The 15,223-nt window shown below is 70.5% G+C and carries 13 protein-coding genes and 1 tRNA gene; 6 read left to right on the plus strand and 8 right to left on the minus strand.

What is annotated here, in order from left to right:
* Positions 1-269 precede the first annotated feature (269 nt).
* On the plus strand, positions 270-776 hold the full coding sequence (locus ACIPWY_RS16250; RefSeq protein WP_351986514.1) for a GNAT family N-acetyltransferase: 507 nt from the start codon (positions 270-272) through the stop codon (positions 774-776).
* Between the two features lie 93 nt (positions 777-869).
* Here the strand turns inward: ACIPWY_RS16250 and ACIPWY_RS16255 are convergent.
* From ACIPWY_RS16255 to galU, 7 genes are all read right to left on the minus strand, one after another.
* Positions 870-943, minus strand: a tRNA-Ala gene (locus ACIPWY_RS16255).
* An 86-nt stretch (positions 944-1,029) separates the two neighbouring features.
* On the minus strand, positions 1,030-2,469 hold the full coding sequence (glpR, locus tag ACIPWY_RS16260) for a gephyrin-like molybdotransferase receptor GlpR (RefSeq protein ID WP_393701567.1): 1,440 nt from the start codon (positions 2,467-2,469) through the stop codon (positions 1,030-1,032).
* 171 nt (positions 2,470-2,640) lie between these two features.
* Positions 2,641-3,312, minus strand: coding sequence for a GNAT family protein (locus ACIPWY_RS16265; protein WP_362898394.1), 672 nt, complete (start codon positions 3,310-3,312; stop codon positions 2,641-2,643).
* Positions 3,309-3,809: a molybdenum cofactor biosynthesis protein B gene (locus tag ACIPWY_RS16270; RefSeq protein ID WP_393701565.1), complete on the minus strand. Its 501-nt coding sequence runs from the start codon at positions 3,807-3,809 to the stop codon at positions 3,309-3,311. Before ACIPWY_RS16270 ends, ACIPWY_RS16265 begins: the two co-directional genes overlap by 4 nt.
* Entirely contained in the window at positions 3,806-4,300 is a 495-nt protein-coding gene (gene moaC, locus ACIPWY_RS16275; RefSeq protein ID WP_362897777.1) for a cyclic pyranopterin monophosphate synthase MoaC, read from the minus strand. The genes ACIPWY_RS16270 and moaC overlap by 4 nt, the downstream gene beginning before the upstream one ends.
* An 83-nt stretch (positions 4,301-4,383) precedes the next feature.
* Entirely contained in the window at positions 4,384-5,733 is a 1,350-nt protein-coding gene (gene glp / locus ACIPWY_RS16280) for a gephyrin-like molybdotransferase Glp (protein WP_362897779.1), read from the minus strand.
* 4 nt (positions 5,734-5,737) lie between these two features.
* Complete coding sequence (galU, locus tag ACIPWY_RS16285) at positions 5,738-6,640, minus strand: UTP--glucose-1-phosphate uridylyltransferase GalU (protein ID WP_362897780.1); 903 nt, start codon at positions 6,638-6,640, stop codon at positions 5,738-5,740.
* 84 nt (positions 6,641-6,724) lie between these two features.
* On the opposite strand from galU, the gene ACIPWY_RS16290 reads away from it, so the two are divergent.
* Positions 6,725-7,327: a 5-formyltetrahydrofolate cyclo-ligase gene (locus tag ACIPWY_RS16290; RefSeq protein WP_393701562.1), complete on the plus strand. Its 603-nt coding sequence runs from the start codon at positions 6,725-6,727 to the stop codon at positions 7,325-7,327.
* Positions 7,328-7,431: 104 nt separating this feature from the next.
* Here ACIPWY_RS16290 and ACIPWY_RS16295 read toward each other — a convergent pair whose 3' ends face one another.
* Positions 7,432-10,281, minus strand: a complete 2,850-nt coding sequence (locus ACIPWY_RS16295) for a penicillin acylase family protein (protein WP_393701560.1) — start codon at positions 10,279-10,281, stop codon at positions 7,432-7,434.
* A gap of 217 nt (positions 10,282-10,498) precedes the next feature.
* Between ACIPWY_RS16295 and ACIPWY_RS16300 the strand changes: the two genes are divergently transcribed.
* The 4 genes from ACIPWY_RS16300 (at position 10,499) to ACIPWY_RS16315 (ending at position 15,067) form a co-directional block, all read left to right on the plus strand.
* Complete coding sequence (locus ACIPWY_RS16300; RefSeq protein ID WP_362897783.1) at positions 10,499-12,070, plus strand: potassium/proton antiporter; 1,572 nt, start codon at positions 10,499-10,501, stop codon at positions 12,068-12,070.
* Between the two features lie 338 nt (positions 12,071-12,408).
* A complete protein-coding gene (locus ACIPWY_RS16305) occupies positions 12,409-13,695 on the plus strand; it encodes an MFS transporter (protein ID WP_362897784.1) in 1,287 nt (428 codons plus the stop codon).
* Positions 13,696-13,762: 67 nt separating this feature from the next.
* The gene (locus tag ACIPWY_RS16310) at positions 13,763-14,098 is read left to right on the plus strand and encodes an FmdB family zinc ribbon protein (RefSeq protein WP_362897786.1); all 336 of its coding nucleotides are present in this window, start codon (positions 13,763-13,765) and stop codon (positions 14,096-14,098) included.
* A gap of 93 nt (positions 14,099-14,191) precedes the next feature.
* Positions 14,192-15,067, plus strand: a complete 876-nt coding sequence (locus tag ACIPWY_RS16315; RefSeq protein ID WP_362897788.1) for an S-methyl-5'-thioadenosine phosphorylase — start codon at positions 14,192-14,194, stop codon at positions 15,065-15,067.
* Positions 15,068-15,223 lie beyond the last annotated feature (156 nt).

Consider the following 15,223-nt stretch of genomic DNA (forward strand, 5'->3'; position numbering starts at 1 on the left):
CCCTGGGGAGACCACGGCTCACTGGCCGCCCCGATCCTCCCAGGGGCCAGGCTCCCACACGGGGTGAACCTCGACGGCTGCGCCACCCTCGGACCGGTCAGCCGGGTACCGGCACCGCGGGGGTCTCGCCGAATTCCCGCACGCCATGCTGGACGGACGGTCAAGGCGCGCTCAATTCACCCGGGCTCGGTACCGGCACACTTGAGAAGAACTGCCGCATCCGCCAGAACGAACAGCCCCACTCCCAGCATAGAGATACGATACTTGGCATGACTATCCAGCCCATTCGGCCCGCGACACACACCCTCCAGCGCGTCTCCTTCGGACACCCCGACGCGATCAAGCTGAACGACCGCGTCCAGCTCGAATACGTCGAGCGCTACGGCGACGACGGCGATGCCACCCCGCTCGACCCGACGATGTTCGACACCCCGGGCGGCCTCTACCTGATCGCGTACGACGGCGCGGGCACCCCGCTCGCCACCGGCGGCTGGCGCACCCAGGAGCAGAACGACGAGGGATATTCGGACGGCGACGCCGAGCTGAAGAGGATGTACGTCACGCCCGAGGCGCGGGGGCTCGGTCTGGCCCGGCGCATACTCGCGGCCCTGGAGGACGACGCCCGCGCCGCCGGCCGCTCCCGCATGGTCCTGGAGACCGGCCTCAAGCAGCCGGAGGCCATCACCCTCTACACGTCGAGCGGCTACACGCCCTGCACCAAGTTCGGCTACTACCGCTTCGAGGAGCTGAGCCGCTGCTTCGCCAAGGCCCTGTGACGCGCGCAACATCGCGGAAGGCGCCAGGGGGAGGGAGTCAACAGGAAAGGCAAGAGCCCCACCGGACGAATCCGGTGGGGCTCTTAATTGCGGTGGACCTGTGGGGATTTGAACCCCAGACCCCCTCGATGCGAACGAGGTGCGCTACCAGACTGCGCCACAGGCCCTTGCAACGAGTGAAACTCTAGCATCCCGATCGGGGTGCTCGGAAATCCGGTCCTGGCTGGTCAGCCAGGGTGGCCCCGGACGGGTCTCACTCGTTGGCCGCGCGGGGTCGGCCGCCGTCGTCGTACTGATCGAAGAGCGGGGTGCGGCCGCGCTCGCGCGAGCGGCGCGCGGAGGCGGCCCGACGGGCGTCACTGCGTTCGCCCTCGACCTCGTCCCCGCCGTCACACTCCCCGGACGCCGCTCCCGGCTCCTCGCCCGCGTGCCCGTCCGACTCCTGCTGCGCCGCACCGGCCGTACCAGCCGTGCTGGAGCGGGCCGAGCTCCACGCGTCGGGGGCGCCGAGGTCGACGCCGCCCGTGGCGCGCGGGGCGACCGGGGCGGTCACATACGTCGGCAGCGGCACCGGGACCGGGTCCCAGCTGTCGCCGCGGCCGGGGCCGTGCTGCCGCTCACGCTGCTGGTCGACCCACTCGGCGTGGTCGGTCTGCTCGACGAGCGCGCGCCGGTCGGCCGCGAGCGCCTCGAGCCCGGGGTCGGTCTCCACCTCTGGCGCAGGCCCCTCTTCGGCCTCCTCCGCGGCGGCCCGCCCCGCGGCGGGCTGACGCCTGCGGGGCTGCCGCTCGCGCAGCCGCTGCGCCGCGACCTCGGCCTGACGCCGGTCCATCGTGTACGCGAAGCGACGCCGCTCCTGGGCCCGCAGATAGAAGATGTATGAGCTGAGCAGCACGGCGGGCACCGCGGGCGCCCACAGGAACGCGAGCCCGCCGACGGCGGCGACGACCGCGCCGGCCGTGAAGGCGAGGAAGAGCATGACGGTCGTACGGCGCCTGCGTGCGAGCACCTTGGTGCGGCGGGCGCGGGCGGCGGCATCCGCCGAGGCGGCCTGCCGCTCGGACGCGGATCGCTCGGACACGGACCGCTCGGAGGTGGACCGGTCGGACGGCTGGCGCTCGGGCCCCTGGCGGTCAGACGCCTGACGGTCCGACGGCTGACGGTCGGACAGCTGACGGTCGGGGCCCTGGCGTCCGCTTGCCGACCTGCCGTTCGTGTGCGGGGGGTCGTTGGCGGGCCGGTCGCGGTTCGGCCGGTCGTGCGTCTGCTGGCCGTGGGGGGTCCGGGCGGATACCTGACGGTCGGGGGTCTGCCGGGCGGGCGAGGTCCTGGGCCGGGGCTCGGGGTGCGCTTCGGCTCCGGGGTGCCGCTCGTGACGGGCGTCCCGGTTCTCGTTCCTGCGCTCCCCGCTGACCGGAGGCGCGGCGAAGGCCCGGACGTCCACCGAGTCGGTGGCCGCGTCCGGGACGGACGGGTCGCCGCGCTGCTCCTCCCCTTCGGGAGAGCGCGCCTGCAGGTCCTTGGCGTATCGGCGCTCCATGCCCGCCCGTCCGGACAGCAGCCGGATGGCGGTGCTGAAGCGTTCCGTCGGACGGGCCTCGTTCAGCTCGTCCTGCCTACGGAGCCACATCGGCACCAAGTAGGCGGCCCAGGCCCCGACGATGACTGCGTAGATGAGGCCGCTGCTGCTCACACCTCACACGGTAGAGGGGTTTGCGTGAGGCCATCCGCCAATTGAGCCGGTGTGTCGCACGATCTGGCTGATATTTCGAGCTTTTTTTCCGACTGAGGCATCAACGCGCCACCCGTCGAGCGAATTTAATGCCTGCGGTGGACGATCTCCGATCAATTTCGAACACTTATTTTATTTAGGCGATGTCCCGGGCCGATCCGCGGCGTTCGGACCGCCCGGACCAGCGGTGTTGCCACCCCGCTTGCGACGCCAGCGGTTCAGGAGGCCTTCCGGGACCTCCTCCGCGGTGAGCGCGAAGACGAGATGGTCGCGCCAGCCGCCGTCGATGTGGAGATAGCGGGGCCGCAGCCCTTCGTCACGGAATCCGAGTTTTTCGACGACCCGGCGGCTCGGCCCGTTCTCCGGGCGAATGCAGACCTCGATGCGGTGCAGGCCCACGGTGCGGAAGCAGTGGTCGACCGCGAGCGCCACGGCCGTCGGCATCACTCCGCGCCCGGCCACCGACTCGTCGACCCAGTAGCCGACATGACCCGAACACATCGAGCCCCAGGTGATCCCCGCCACCGTCAACTGCCCGACCAGGCGCCCCTGGTACTCGATGACGAAGGGCAGCATGCGGCCCGCGCTCGCCTCGGCGCGCAGATGGCGCACCATCTGACGGTACGTCGGGCGGTGGGCGATGGGGCCGCTGGGCGTGGGCGGCGGGATGGTCGCTTCCCAGGGTCGCAGCCAGTCGCGGTTGCGGCGGTTGACCTCGCGCCAGGCCCGCTGGTCGCGCAGCTTTATCGGGCGCAGGCAGACGTCACCGTCCGTCAGCTCGACCGGCCAGGATGGGGTGTTCAGCTCGCACCCCCATCGGGTCTGGGGTGGTCGCCGCCGCGCAACTGGTCGACGGCGTGGGTCAGCAGGGGGCCGAGTACGGCGAGGCCGTCCTTGACGCCGCCGGACGACCCGGGCAGGTTCACGATCAGGGTCCGTCCCGCGATGCCGGCGAGGCCCCGGGAGAGCGCGGCCGTGGGCACCTTCTCCCGCCCGAACGCGCGGATGGCCTCGGGGATGCCCGGCACCTCGTGGTCGAGCACACTGCGGGTCGCCTCGGGGGTCCGGTCGGTGGGCGAGATGCCGGTGCCGCCGGTGGTGAGGATGACGTCGTACCCGGCGTCGACACCGGCCCGCAGCGCCTCGGCCACCGGGTCTCCGTCGGGGACGACCCGCGGCCCGTCGGCCTGGAAGCCCAGGGCTTCGAGGCCCTGCACGATCCGGGGGCCGCCGGTGTCGGCGTAGACACCGGCGGCGGCGCGGTTGGAGGCGGTGACGACGAGAGCGCGGTAGGGGCTCATTCCCCGGCCCCCGGACGGGACCAGTGGCCCGACTTGCCACCCGTCTTCTCCTCGACGCGTACGTCCGTGATGACGGCGCCCTTGTCGACGGCCTTCACCATGTCGATCACCGTGAGCGCGGCCACCGAGACGGCCGTCAGGGCCTCCATCTCGACGCCGGTGCGGTCCGTGGTCTTCACCGTGGCGAGGATCTCGACCGCGTCGTCGGCGACCGACAGGTCCAGTTCCACTCCGGACACCGACAGCGGGTGGCAGAGCGGGATCAGGTCGGGGGTCCGCTTGGCGCCCATGATTCCGGCGATGCGCGCCGTGGCGAGAGCGTCGCCCTTGGGCACTCCCTCGCCGCGCAGCAGGTCCACCACACGGGGCGATACGAGGACGCGGCCGCTGGCACGAGCGGTGCGCGCGGTCACGTCCTTGGCGGACACGTCGACCATGCGGGCCGCGCCCGCCTCGTCGATGTGCGTCAGTCGGTCCTGCGAACTGCTCATGGTGCTGTGACGCTCCCGGTCCGAGGGCCACGGTGCTGCGCGCGGCCCGTTGTGCGCGACACGGTATCGCGCGGACGGCGGGCTCAGCCGAGGAGGACCACGTCCACTTCCGCGCCGGGCTCGGCCGACGTGGTGTTCTCGGGCAGGACGATCAGCGCGTCCGCGTGGGCGAGCGCGGCGACGAGGTGGGATCCGGCGCCCCCCACAGGGGTGACGGTCCCGGCCTCGGCGTCGTACGTCCCGCGCAGGAACTGGCGCCGTCCGGCGGGCGAGCTGAGGGCCTTGGACGACTTCAGGACGGCGCTGGCCGACGGCCGGTGGACGTCCGCTGCGGGCAGGCCCATGAGGGTGCGCACCGCGGGGCGTACGAACAGCTCGAAGGAGACGTACGAGGAGACGGGGTTGCCCGGCAGGGCGAGGAGCGGGGTGTGCTCGGGGCCGATGGTGCCGAAACCCTGGGGCTTGCCCGGCTGCATGGCGAGCTTGCGGAAGTCGACACCGCTGCCGGCTCCGATGCCGGTCTCGTCCTCGGAGTCGCCGACGGAGGTCAGCGCCTCCTTCACGACGTCGTACGCGCCGACGCTGACGCCGCCCGTGGTGACGATGAGGTCGGCGCGGATCAGCTGGTCCTCGATGGCGGAGCGCAGTGTCTCCGCGTCGTCGGCGACCGCGCCGACGCGGTACGCGATCGCTCCGGCGTCGCGGGCGGCGGCGGTGAGGGCGAAGCTGTTGGAGTCGTAGATCTGGCCCTCGGCCAACTCCTCGCCGGGCTGGACCAGTTCGCTGCCGGTGGACATGACGACCACGCGCGGGCGCGGGCGTACGCGTACGGTGCCGCGGCCGATCGCGGCGAGCAGGGCGATCTGCGGCGGGCCGAGGACGGTGCCGGCCTCCAGGGCGCGGTCGCCCGCCTTGACGTCGCTGCCCTTGGCGCGCACGTGCGCGCGTGCCTCGGCGGGGCGGTGCACACGGACCTCGCCGGAGGCGCCCTCGGGGGCGGCGCTGTGGGCGCGCATCCCGGAGACCGGGCCCTCGCCCAGGCCGCCGTCGGTCCACTCCACGGGGACGACGGCCTCGGCGCCGGGCGGGAGCGGGGCGCCGGTCATGATGCGGGCGGCCTGGCCGGGCCCCACGCGGAGCAGCCCGGCCTGGCCCGCGGCGACGTCCCCCACGACCGTGAGCACCGCGGGGAAGTCCTCGCTCGCGCCTGTCACGTCGGCGGCCCTGACCGCGTACCCGTCCATCGAGCTGTTGTCGAAGGGGGGCAGCGAGAGGGGTACCGAGATGTCCTCGACGAGGACGCAGCCCTGTGCGTCGAGGAGCTGGAGCTCGATGGGCTCCAGCGGGCGGACCGTGGCGAGGATGTCCTCAAGGTGCTCCGCCACCGACCAGACGTGCTCCTGTCCGGTGGCGTGCGTGGTCGTGCTGCTCAAGGTGCTACATCTCCTCGGTGACGTAACTGCGAAGCCAGGTCCGGAAGTCCGGTCCCAGGTCCTCACGTTCGCATGCGAGTCTGACAATGGCACGCAGATAGTCGCCGCGGTCCCCGGTGTCATAACGGCGGCCCTTGAAGACGACGCCGTGGACGGGGCCGCCGGCCTTCTCGTCGTCGGCGAGCTGCTGGAGCGCGTCGGTCAGCTGGATCTCGCCGCCGCGGCCCGGCTCGGTCCGCCGCAGTATGTCGAAGATCGCGGGGTCGAGGACGTAGCGGCCGATGATCGCGTAGTTCGACGGGGCGTCGGCGCGGTCGGGCTTCTCGACCAGGCCGGTGATCTTGACGACGTCGCCGTCCTCGGTCGCCTCGACGGCGGCGCAGCCGTAGAGGTGGATCTGCGAGGGCTCGACCTCCATGAGCGCGATGACGCTGCCGCCGCGCTGCTCCTGGACCTCGACCATGCGGGACAGCAGGGGGTCGCGCGGGTCGATCAGGTCGTCGCCGAGGAGGACCGCGAAGGGCTCCTGGCCCACGTGGGGGGCCGCGCACAGGACGGCGTGGCCGAGGCCCTTGGGGTCGCCCTGGCGGACGTAGTGCATGGTCGCGAGGTCGCTGGACTCCTGGACCTTGGCGAGGCGGCCGGCGTCACCCTTCTTCTGGAGAGCCGACTCGAGCTCGTAATTGCGGTCGAAGTGGTCCTCCAGAGGCCGCTTGTTGCGGCCCGTGATCATGAGTACGTCGTCGAGACCGGCAGCCGCGGCCTCCTCGACGACGTACTGGATCGCCGGCTTGTCGACGACCGGCAGCATCTCCTTGGGCGTTGCCTTGGTGGCCGGCAGGAACCGGGTGCCGAGGCCCGCGGCGGGGATGACAGCCTTGCTGATCCTGGGGTGCGACTCAGTCATGCGGTGAACCATATCCGTAGCGTCTGGGCGGAAGATTTGCTTCCAGTTAACTTGGTGCCTATATGAGGGGTTTGTGAGCTGGCTATGTGTTTGCCAAAGGCTGACAAGAGCGCGTTGCGGGCAGAACTCCTCCAGGTGAGATCCGGGTTGCCCGCGGATGACGTCGCGAAGGCGGCCGGGTCGCTCGCCCGCCAGGCGCTGGGACTTTCCGAGCTGGCCGGTGCGCGGACCGTCGCCGCGTACGTCTCCGTCGGCCGGGAGCCGGGCACGCGCGAGCTGCTCGACGCCCTCTACGCGCGCGGGGTACGCGTCCTGCTCCCCGTACTCCTGGACGACAACGACCTCGACTGGGGCGCCTACGACGGACAGGGCTCCCTCGCGCGCGTGCGACATGCCGGAAAGATGGCCCTGCTGGAGCCCGCCGGGGAGCGCCTCGGCACGGAGGCCGTCGTGGAGGCCGACGCGGTGCTGCTGCCGGGCCTCGCCGTCGACGGGCGCGGCATGCGGCTCGGCCGCGGCGGCGGCTCGTACGACCGGGTCCTGGCGAGGCTGGAGCGGGCCGACGCGGATCCGGCGCTCGTGGTGCTCCTGTACGACGGCGAGGTCGTCGAGCACGTCCCCGAGGAGCCGCACGACCGTCCCGTGCACGCCGTGGTGACGCCTTCGGGAGTGCGCCGCTTTCGGTGAACGACCTGTTCGACCTGTCCTCAGAGGGACGGACCTGTCCTCAGGAACGTGAAAGGGCCCTCCACGCACGCGTGGAGGGCCCTTTAACGAGGTGTCGCCCGACGTCAGGGCCGCAGCACCAGGGTGTCCTTCGTGTTCTTGCCGACCGCCTTCTCCGAAGAGACCCACGGGAGGAGTTCGCCCTTGGACCACTTCTCGGTCTGGTCGGTGTAGTGCGCGCTGAACGCGTGCCCCGAGGCGCCGGTGAGGTTGATCCACTTGGACTTGTCGAGGTCCGCGAGGTTGACCACCATGCGCATCGACGGGACCCAGATGACCCCGTAGCCGCCGGCCGCGTTCCAGCCGGTGGCGTCCACGGCCGCCTCGCCGCCGCCGAGCTTCCACGGCCCGCGGTTGAGCACGTACTGGAGCCAGCCGGGCCCGTCCGTGCCGAGGGTCTGGTTCTTCAGGCTCAGCTGGTGCAGCCGGCCCCAGCTCCACGTGTCGACGTCCTTGCCGAGCTTGGCGGTGACGTCCCAGCGCGCGTCCTCCATGGCCCGCGCGAACAGCTGGTCACGGGTCTTGGTCTCGGCGTCGGTGCGGGTGGCCGGAGCCTTCCACCAGTCGTTGTTCTCATCGTTGATGATCTTGCGGACGACCTCGAACCAGCGGTCGCCGCCGTCCGGCTGCGCCGAGTCCGCGTCGCGCTCGCCGCACTCGCGCACCCGCCGGTCCTCGTCCGCAGGTCCGGTGTCACCGGCCGGCTCGACGCTCAGGCACTGGCCCTTGACCCGCAGCTCCTTGGGCAGCTTGTTGCCGAAGGACAGCTTGAGGATGTTGCGCCAGACCGAGTTGAAGTACGCGGCCGCCGCCGAGTCCGGGTTCTGGGTGTAGTCCCAGTTCTCCAGGAGCTTCTGCGCCTCGCGGACGTCCTTGTCCGCGACGTCGATCTTGAGCAGCTTGGGCACGAGCAGCTTGGCGATCTCGCTGCTGTTGTCCATCTGCATGGTGCGCATGTCGTCGGTGGAGATCTTGCCGCCGCCGGCGATCTTCGACTCGATCAGATCGGTGATGCGCTGGCTGCGCGTGCCGTAACCCCAGTCGGAGGTGAGGTGGTACGGGTACTTGTCCTTGTCGATGACGGCCTGGTTGGCGGTCACGATGTAGCCGCGCTTGGGGTTGTACTCGTACGGCAGCGCGGCCTGCGGGATGTAGCTCTTCCAGCGGTACTCGGAGTCCCAGCCGGGCGAGGGCAGCGAACCGTCACCCTTGCCGCGGACCGGGATCTTGCCGGGTGCCTGGTAGCCGATGTTGCCCTTGGTGTCGGCGTAGATCAGGTTCTGCGAGGGCACCTCGAAGTCGGCGGCGGCCTTGCGGAACTGGGTCCAGTCCTTCGCCTTGTTCAGCTCGAAGACGGCGTCCATGGACTTGCCGGGGGTCAGCGCGGTCCAGCGCAGCGAGACCCCGTAGCCGTCGCCCCGGTCGGGAGCGGCCGCGTCGACCTTCGCCTTCTTGCCGACCTTGACCAGCTCGTCGTCCCGGTCGGAGATCAGCGGACCGTTGTTGGTCTCGCGCACGGTGATGGTCTTGTCGTCGCCGCCGGCGACCTTGATGGTCTCCTTGCGGGTCTTGAACGGGACCGTCTTGCCGTCGTACTGGTACCCGCCGCCGCCGTTCAGCTTCTCCAGGTACAGGTCGGTGACGTCGGCGCCCAGGTTGGTCATGCCCCAGGAGATGTCCTGGTTGTGGCCGATGATCACGCCGGGCATCCCGGAGAACGTGTAGCCCGTGACGTCGTACTGGCACGAGGGCGACAGGCTCCGGCAGTGCAGGCCCATCTGGTACCAGACCGAAGGAAGTTGCGGCGACAGGTGCGGGTCGTTGGCGAGCAGCGGCTTCCCGGTGATGGTGTGCGCGCCGGAGACCACCCACGAGTTGGAGCCGATGCCGTTGCCGTTCGGGCCGACCGCCGCGGGGACCTGGTCCAGGGCGTCGGAGAGCCCGGTCAGCTGGCTCTGGAGGCCGTTGGGGGCCTCGGTGTTGCCCGCGAGACCGGTGCCGGCGGCGCTTTGAGTGCCGGTACCGGTGCCGGTGCCGGTGGAGGTCCCGGTGCCGGTTCCCGTTCCGGTTCCGGTGGAGGTACCCGTTCCGGTGCCCGTACCCGTGCCGGTTTGATTTCCGGACCCGCCGGAGCCCTCCCCGTAGGAGCCGGTCGCGCTGTTGTAGGAGCCGGACTGGACGATCGCCTTGTTCCGGTCGTACGGGTAGTCCGGGTACAGGTCCGCGATCTGCTGCGGGCCGAGCCGGCTCGTCATCAGGGAGCGGTCGATCTCTTCCTGCATGTTGCCGCGCAGGTCCCACGCCATCGCCTTGAGCCAGGCCACGGAGTCCGCCGGCGTCCACTTCTGCGGCATGTAGTCGTTGGTGAACCCGAGCGCCGCGTACTCGACGGAGATGTCCCCGCCGTCCTTGCCGGCGAGGTAGGCGTTGACTCCCTTGGCGTACGCCTGGAGGTACTTCTTCGTCTCGGGCGAGAGCTTGGAGTCGTACTCCTTCTGCGCCACCCGGTGCCAGCCGAGTGTCCGCAGGAACTCATCGGTCTTGACCTGGCTCTTGCCGAACATCTCGGAGAGCCGGCCGGAGGTCATATGGCGGCGGACGTCCATCTCCCAGAAGCGGTCCTGAGCCTGCACATAGCCCTGGGCCATGAACAGGTCCTCGTCGGACGAGGCGTAGACCTGAGGGATCCCGTAGGAGTCCCGCTTGACGTCCACGGGACCGGAGAGCCCGTCGAGCTTGATCGAGCCCTTTGTCTGCGGGAAGGAGTCACGCACGGTACTGACGCTCCAGTACGTGCCGTAACCGATGCCCGCGACAATGGCCAGGACCAGCACGATCACGATCAGTCGGGCTCTGCGCCCCTTCTTCTTCTTGCCGGACGAATGGCCGGAAGAGGCGTTGGTGTTCGAGGGCATCGCTGTCCTTGCTGTCCTTCGCGAGCGGCAGAGCGGGCTGCAGGCGGGCTGTGGGGTCACGGAGCGCTGGAGCAACCATAGGCGCAGGGCACGGCGGCCTCGGACGCGGTGTCAAGAACCCGGGGCCCCAACCCGCCCGAGGTCACCCTGGAGGGCGTCAAGAAAGCGTTAACGATTAGGTAAGGTAACGAAGTACCTGGTCGTTCCACAGCGTCCCGTGCACCCGTACGGGCCATCCCGCACGACCTTCGGAGGAAGGAAACAGCCCCTGACTGTCCACCACCTCAACCAGCTCCTGCTCGTCTGCTCGCTGGTCCTGCTCATCGCCGTCGCCGCCGTGCGCATCTCCTCGCGCAGCGGCCTGCCGAGCCTGCTCCTCTACCTCGGCATCGGGGTGGCCATGGGTCAGGACGGCATCGGCAACGTGTCGTTCAGCAACGCCGAGCTGACACAGGTCATCGGCTACGCGGCCCTCGTCGTGATCCTGGCCGAGGGCGGCCTCGGCACGAAGTGGAAAGAGATCAAGCCGGCGCTGCCGGCCGCCGTCATGCTGTCGCTGGTCGGCGTCGCCGTCAGCGTGGGTGTGACGGCCGCCGGGGCGCACTACGTCGTGGGCCTCGAGTGGCGGCACGCGCTCATCATCGGCGCGGTGGTGTCCTCGACGGACGCCGCGGCCGTCTTCTCCGTGCTGCGCAAGGTGCCGCTGCCGTCCCGCGTGACGGGCGTCCTGGAGGCCGAGTCCGGCTTCAACGACGCCCCTGTGGTGATCCTGGTGGTGGCCTTCTCCACGGCCGGACCCATCGAGCACTGGTACACCCTCGTCGGCGAGATCGCCCTCGAACTGGCGATCGGCGCCGCGATCGGGATCGCGGTGGGCTGGCTCGGCTCCTTCGGCCTGCGGCACGTCGCCCTGCCCGCCTCCGGCCTCTACCCGATCGCCGTCATGGCCATCGCCGTCACCGCGTACGCGGCCGGAGCCATGGCCCACGGCAGCGGGTTCCTCGCCGTCTACCTCGCCTCGATGGTCCTCGGCAACGCGAAACTGCCGCACTGGCCCGCCACCCGCGGCTTCGCCGAAGGACTCGGCTGGATCGCGCAGATCGGCATGTTCGTCCTGCTCGGCCTGCTCGTCACCCCGCACGACCTCGTGGACGACGCCTGGCCCGCGATCGTCATCGGTCTCGTCCTGACGATGGTGGCGCGCCCCCTCAGCGTCGTCCTGAGCCTTCTGCCGTTCCGCATGCCCTGGCAGGAGAAGGCCCTCATGTCCTGGGCCGGGCTGCGTGGCGCGGTGCCCATCATCCTGGCGACGATCCCCATGGTGAACGGCGTCGAGGACAGCACCCGGATCTTCAACATCGTCTTCGTCCTCGTCGTCGTCTACACGCTCATCCAGGGACCGACGCTGCCCTGGCTCGCCCGGAAACTGCGGCTCGGCAGCGACTCCGCTTCCGCCGCCGACCTCGGCATCGAATCGGCGCCCCTGGAGCGGCTGCGCGGACATCTGCTGTCCGTGTCGATCCCCAAGGAGTCCCGGATGCACGGCGTCGAGGTCAGCGAGCTGCGGATGCCCCCGGGCGCCGCCGTCACGCTCGTCGTGCGCGACAAGCAGTCCTTCGTGCCGCTGCCGACGACCGTCCTGCGGCACGGCGACGAACTGCTCGTGGTCGCGACGGACCAGGTGCGGGACCAGGCCGAGGCCCGGCTGCGGGCCGTGGGACAGGGCGGCAAGCTGGCCGGATGGCTCGCGGGGAACGGCGGCCCGGGACGCGGACGGCGGGCGCAGTAGCGCCGTAGCCCGTACGCGGAGAGCGGGGGCACCGGGGCGCAGGGAGGGAGCCGGCGGGTGGATGTCAGGCCGGTGGCCGGTGGATGAAGTTCCGCCACGCGGAAGAAAGTGGCCCGTCCGGCCGTTAGCATGGTCGGTACACACTTGAAGTTCCACCGACTCTGCCTGATGTAGAGCCGGCGCGACCGCAAAGCGGCCGCGGTTCCCTTGCAGCATCCTGCATGGCCCAGGCCCTCCTGGCGCGGACCCCGGTATCACTCGGTTCCCGGCGCATGAGGACGGCTCTCGGCGCGCACCCCACAGGGTCAGCGCTACCAGGCGGCAGAAAGGCAAGGGCCGTGCCAGAGAATTACACGGCCACGGTCACCGACAAGCGCCCCGGATACGGTCAGCTGCTGCGCACACGCGGCGCCTGGACGTTCCTGCTCCCCGGCTTCGCCGCCCGGCAGCCGTTCGCGATGCTCACCCTCTCGACGGTCCTGCTCGTGCAGCACACCACCGGCTCGTACGGCACCGCGGGCGCCGTCTCCGCCACCACCGGCGTCTCCATGGCGCTGTTCGCCCCCTTCACGGGCAAGCTCGCCGACCGCTTCGGGCAGCGTGCCGTCCTCGTGCCCGGCGTCCTGCTGCACACGGCGTCCGTGCTCCTGCTGACCGTGCTCGCGCTCACCGACGCCCCCCTGTGGACCCTGTTCGTCGCGGCGGTCCCGACCGGCGCCTCCACCCCGCAGGTCGGGCCCATGGTCCGGGCCCGCTGGGGCGTCAAGCTCCAGGGCTCGCCCCTCATGACGACGGCCGCCGCCTTCGAGTCCGTCACCGACGAGTTCACCTTCGTCCTCGGCCCGCTGTTCGCGACCGCTCTGTGCACCAGCGTGCACCCCGCCGCCGGTCTCGTCACGGAGGCGTCCCTGACGCTGCTGGGTGGCCTCCTGTTCGCCGCGCAGCGCGGCACGCAGCCCGTGCCGTCCCGGTCCGCGGGCGAGGCCCACGCACGCGTGGAGCACGTTTCCGCGCTGCGGATCCCTGGAGTGCGCGTCCTGATCGTGGCGTTCCTGGGCATCGGCTCCGTCTTCGGCGGCATGCAGGTCGCCCTGGCCGCGTTCACCGAGTCGATCGGCGAGCCCGGTCTGAACGGTGTCCTGTACGGGACGTTCGCCGCGGGCAACATGCTCTCCGGCATCGTCTGCGGAGCCGTCGCGTGGAAGATCGCGCCGCAGCGCCGGCTCCTGCTCGCCTACACCGCGCTCGCCGTGACCGCCTCCGGCCTCTGGGCCGCGCAGTCCGTACTCCTGCTGGCCGGGATCGGCCTGCTGGTGGGCACGTGCATCGCCCCGGCCCTGATCACCGGCTACACGCTCGTCGAGAAGCTGGTCCCCGCGACCGCCCGCACCGAGGCCTTCACGTGGCTCACGGGCGCGGTCGCCCTCGGCCAGGCAGCGGCCGTCACGGTCGCCGGCCAGCTGGAGGACCGCCTCTGGGACGGCGCCGGATTCCTCGTCCCCATGGGCGGCACGGTGCTCGCCGTACTGCTCCTGGCGACCCTGCGTTCCCGCCTCGTCCCGCCGTCGACGAGCCGGACCGTGGCGCGTGGCGTCGGTCACCGAGTGCCGGTGTCGGTGGACTGATCTCGCGGAATACGTCACTATGGATTGTCGTTAGCACTCATCGAGTGAGAGTGCCAGGAGGAAGCAAGTGCCGACGTACCAGTACCAGTGCACCGAGTGTGGCGAGGGCCTCGAGGCGGTGCAGAAGTTCACCGATGACGCACTGACCGTGTGCCCGAGCTGCGACGGACGCCTCAAGAAGGTGTTCTCGGCGGTCGGCATCGTCTTCAAGGGATCGGGCTTCTACCGCAACGACAGCCGCGGCTCCTCGTCGAGCAGCTCCCCGGCACCGTCGTCCGCGAAGTCGACCGCCTCGGAGTCGAAGTCTTCGTCCTCGGACTCCAAGTCGTCGTCCGCGTCGACGTCCTCGGCTTCTGCTTCGTCTTCCTCTTCGGGCTCGTCCTCGAGCTCTTCCGCCGCGTAAGGCGCTCGGCCGCCACGGCCAAGTTCTTACGGAACCCTGTCGTCCTTCCGACGACAGGGTTTTCGGCGTTCCCGGACGGATACTGTGCCGCACATGGCGAATACAGTTCCGGGCACGGCGAACAAGGCGAACACACGGGCCACGGCCGAGATCGGTGTCATCGGCGGCTCCGGCTTCTACTCGTTCCTGGACGAGGTGACCGAGGTCCAGGTCGACACCCCGTACGGTGCGCCGAGCGACTCGCTCTTCCTCGGCGAGATCGCGGGCCGCAAGGTCGCCTTCCTGCCCCGCCACGGCCGCGGCCACCATCTGCCGCCGCACCGCATCAATTACCGCGCCAACCTCTGGGCCCTGCGTTCCGTGGGCGTGCGGCAGGTCCTCGGGCCCTGCGCCGTGGGCGGGCTTCGGCCCGAGTTCGGACCGGGGACGCTCCTGGTGCCGGACCAGTTCGTGGACCGGACGAAGGCCCGCGCGCAGACGTACTTCGACGGGAAGCCGCTCGCGGACGGGACCGTGCCCAACGTGGTGCACGTGTCGCCCGCCGACCCCTACTGCCCGGCCGGGCGCCGGGTCGCCGTGAAGGCAGCGCGCGGGCGCGACTGGGAACCGGTGGACGGCGGGACGCTCGTCGTGGTCGAGGGACCACGGTTCTCGACCCGCGCCGAGTCCCGCTGGCATGCCGCCCAGGGCTGGTCGGTGGTCGGCATGACCGGCCACCCCGAGGCGATGCTCGCCCGTGAACTCGAACTCTGCTACACGTCGTTGACCCTGGTCACCGACCTCGACGCGGGCGCCGATCCGGGCGAGGGCGTCTCTCACGACGAGGTCCTCCAGGTCTTCGCCGCCAATGTGGACCGGCTGCGGACGGTGCTCTTCGACGCGGTGGCGGGGCTTCCGGCGGAGGGCGAGCGCGACTGCCTGTGCGTGAGGGCGCTCGGCGGGATGGATCCGGGGATCGTGCTGCCGTGACCCGGCAGGGAGGGTGGCTGAACTTCGCCTTCGGGTGAGGGAGTTGTCCACAACCGGCGAGTAGTACACGGGCCTCAGCGGGAATCGGCGCGGGCCTGGATCGTGGAGCGCGAGGCGAGCTTCCGAGCTTGCGCGTTCCGAGGCTCTTCGATGCCT

Origin of the sequence: Streptomyces sp. NPDC090032 (genome assembly GCF_044748025.1) — a bacterium.
Taxonomy (GTDB): domain Bacteria; phylum Actinomycetota; class Actinomycetes; order Streptomycetales; family Streptomycetaceae; genus Streptomyces.

Coding starts and splice junctions, on each gene's coding strand:
- ACIPWY_RS16315 (WP_362897788.1), top strand. CDS start 14,192: ATGGCGAATACAGTTCCGGGCACGGCGAACAAGGCGAACACACGGGCC.
- galU (WP_362897780.1), bottom strand. CDS start 6,640: ATGACTGAGTCGCACCCCAGGATCAGCAAGGCTGTCATCCCCGCCGCG.
- moaC (WP_362897777.1), bottom strand. CDS start 4,300: ATGAGCAGTTCGCAGGACCGACTGACGCACATCGACGAGGCGGGCGCG.
- ACIPWY_RS16250 (WP_351986514.1), top strand. CDS start 270: ATGACTATCCAGCCCATTCGGCCCGCGACACACACCCTCCAGCGCGTC.
- ACIPWY_RS16290 (WP_393701562.1), top strand. CDS start 6,725: ATGTGTTTGCCAAAGGCTGACAAGAGCGCGTTGCGGGCAGAACTCCTC.
- ACIPWY_RS16295 (WP_393701560.1), bottom strand. CDS start 10,281: ATGCCCTCGAACACCAACGCCTCTTCCGGCCATTCGTCCGGCAAGAAG.
- ACIPWY_RS16270 (WP_393701565.1), bottom strand. CDS start 3,809: ATGAGCCCCTACCGCGCTCTCGTCGTCACCGCCTCCAACCGCGCCGCC.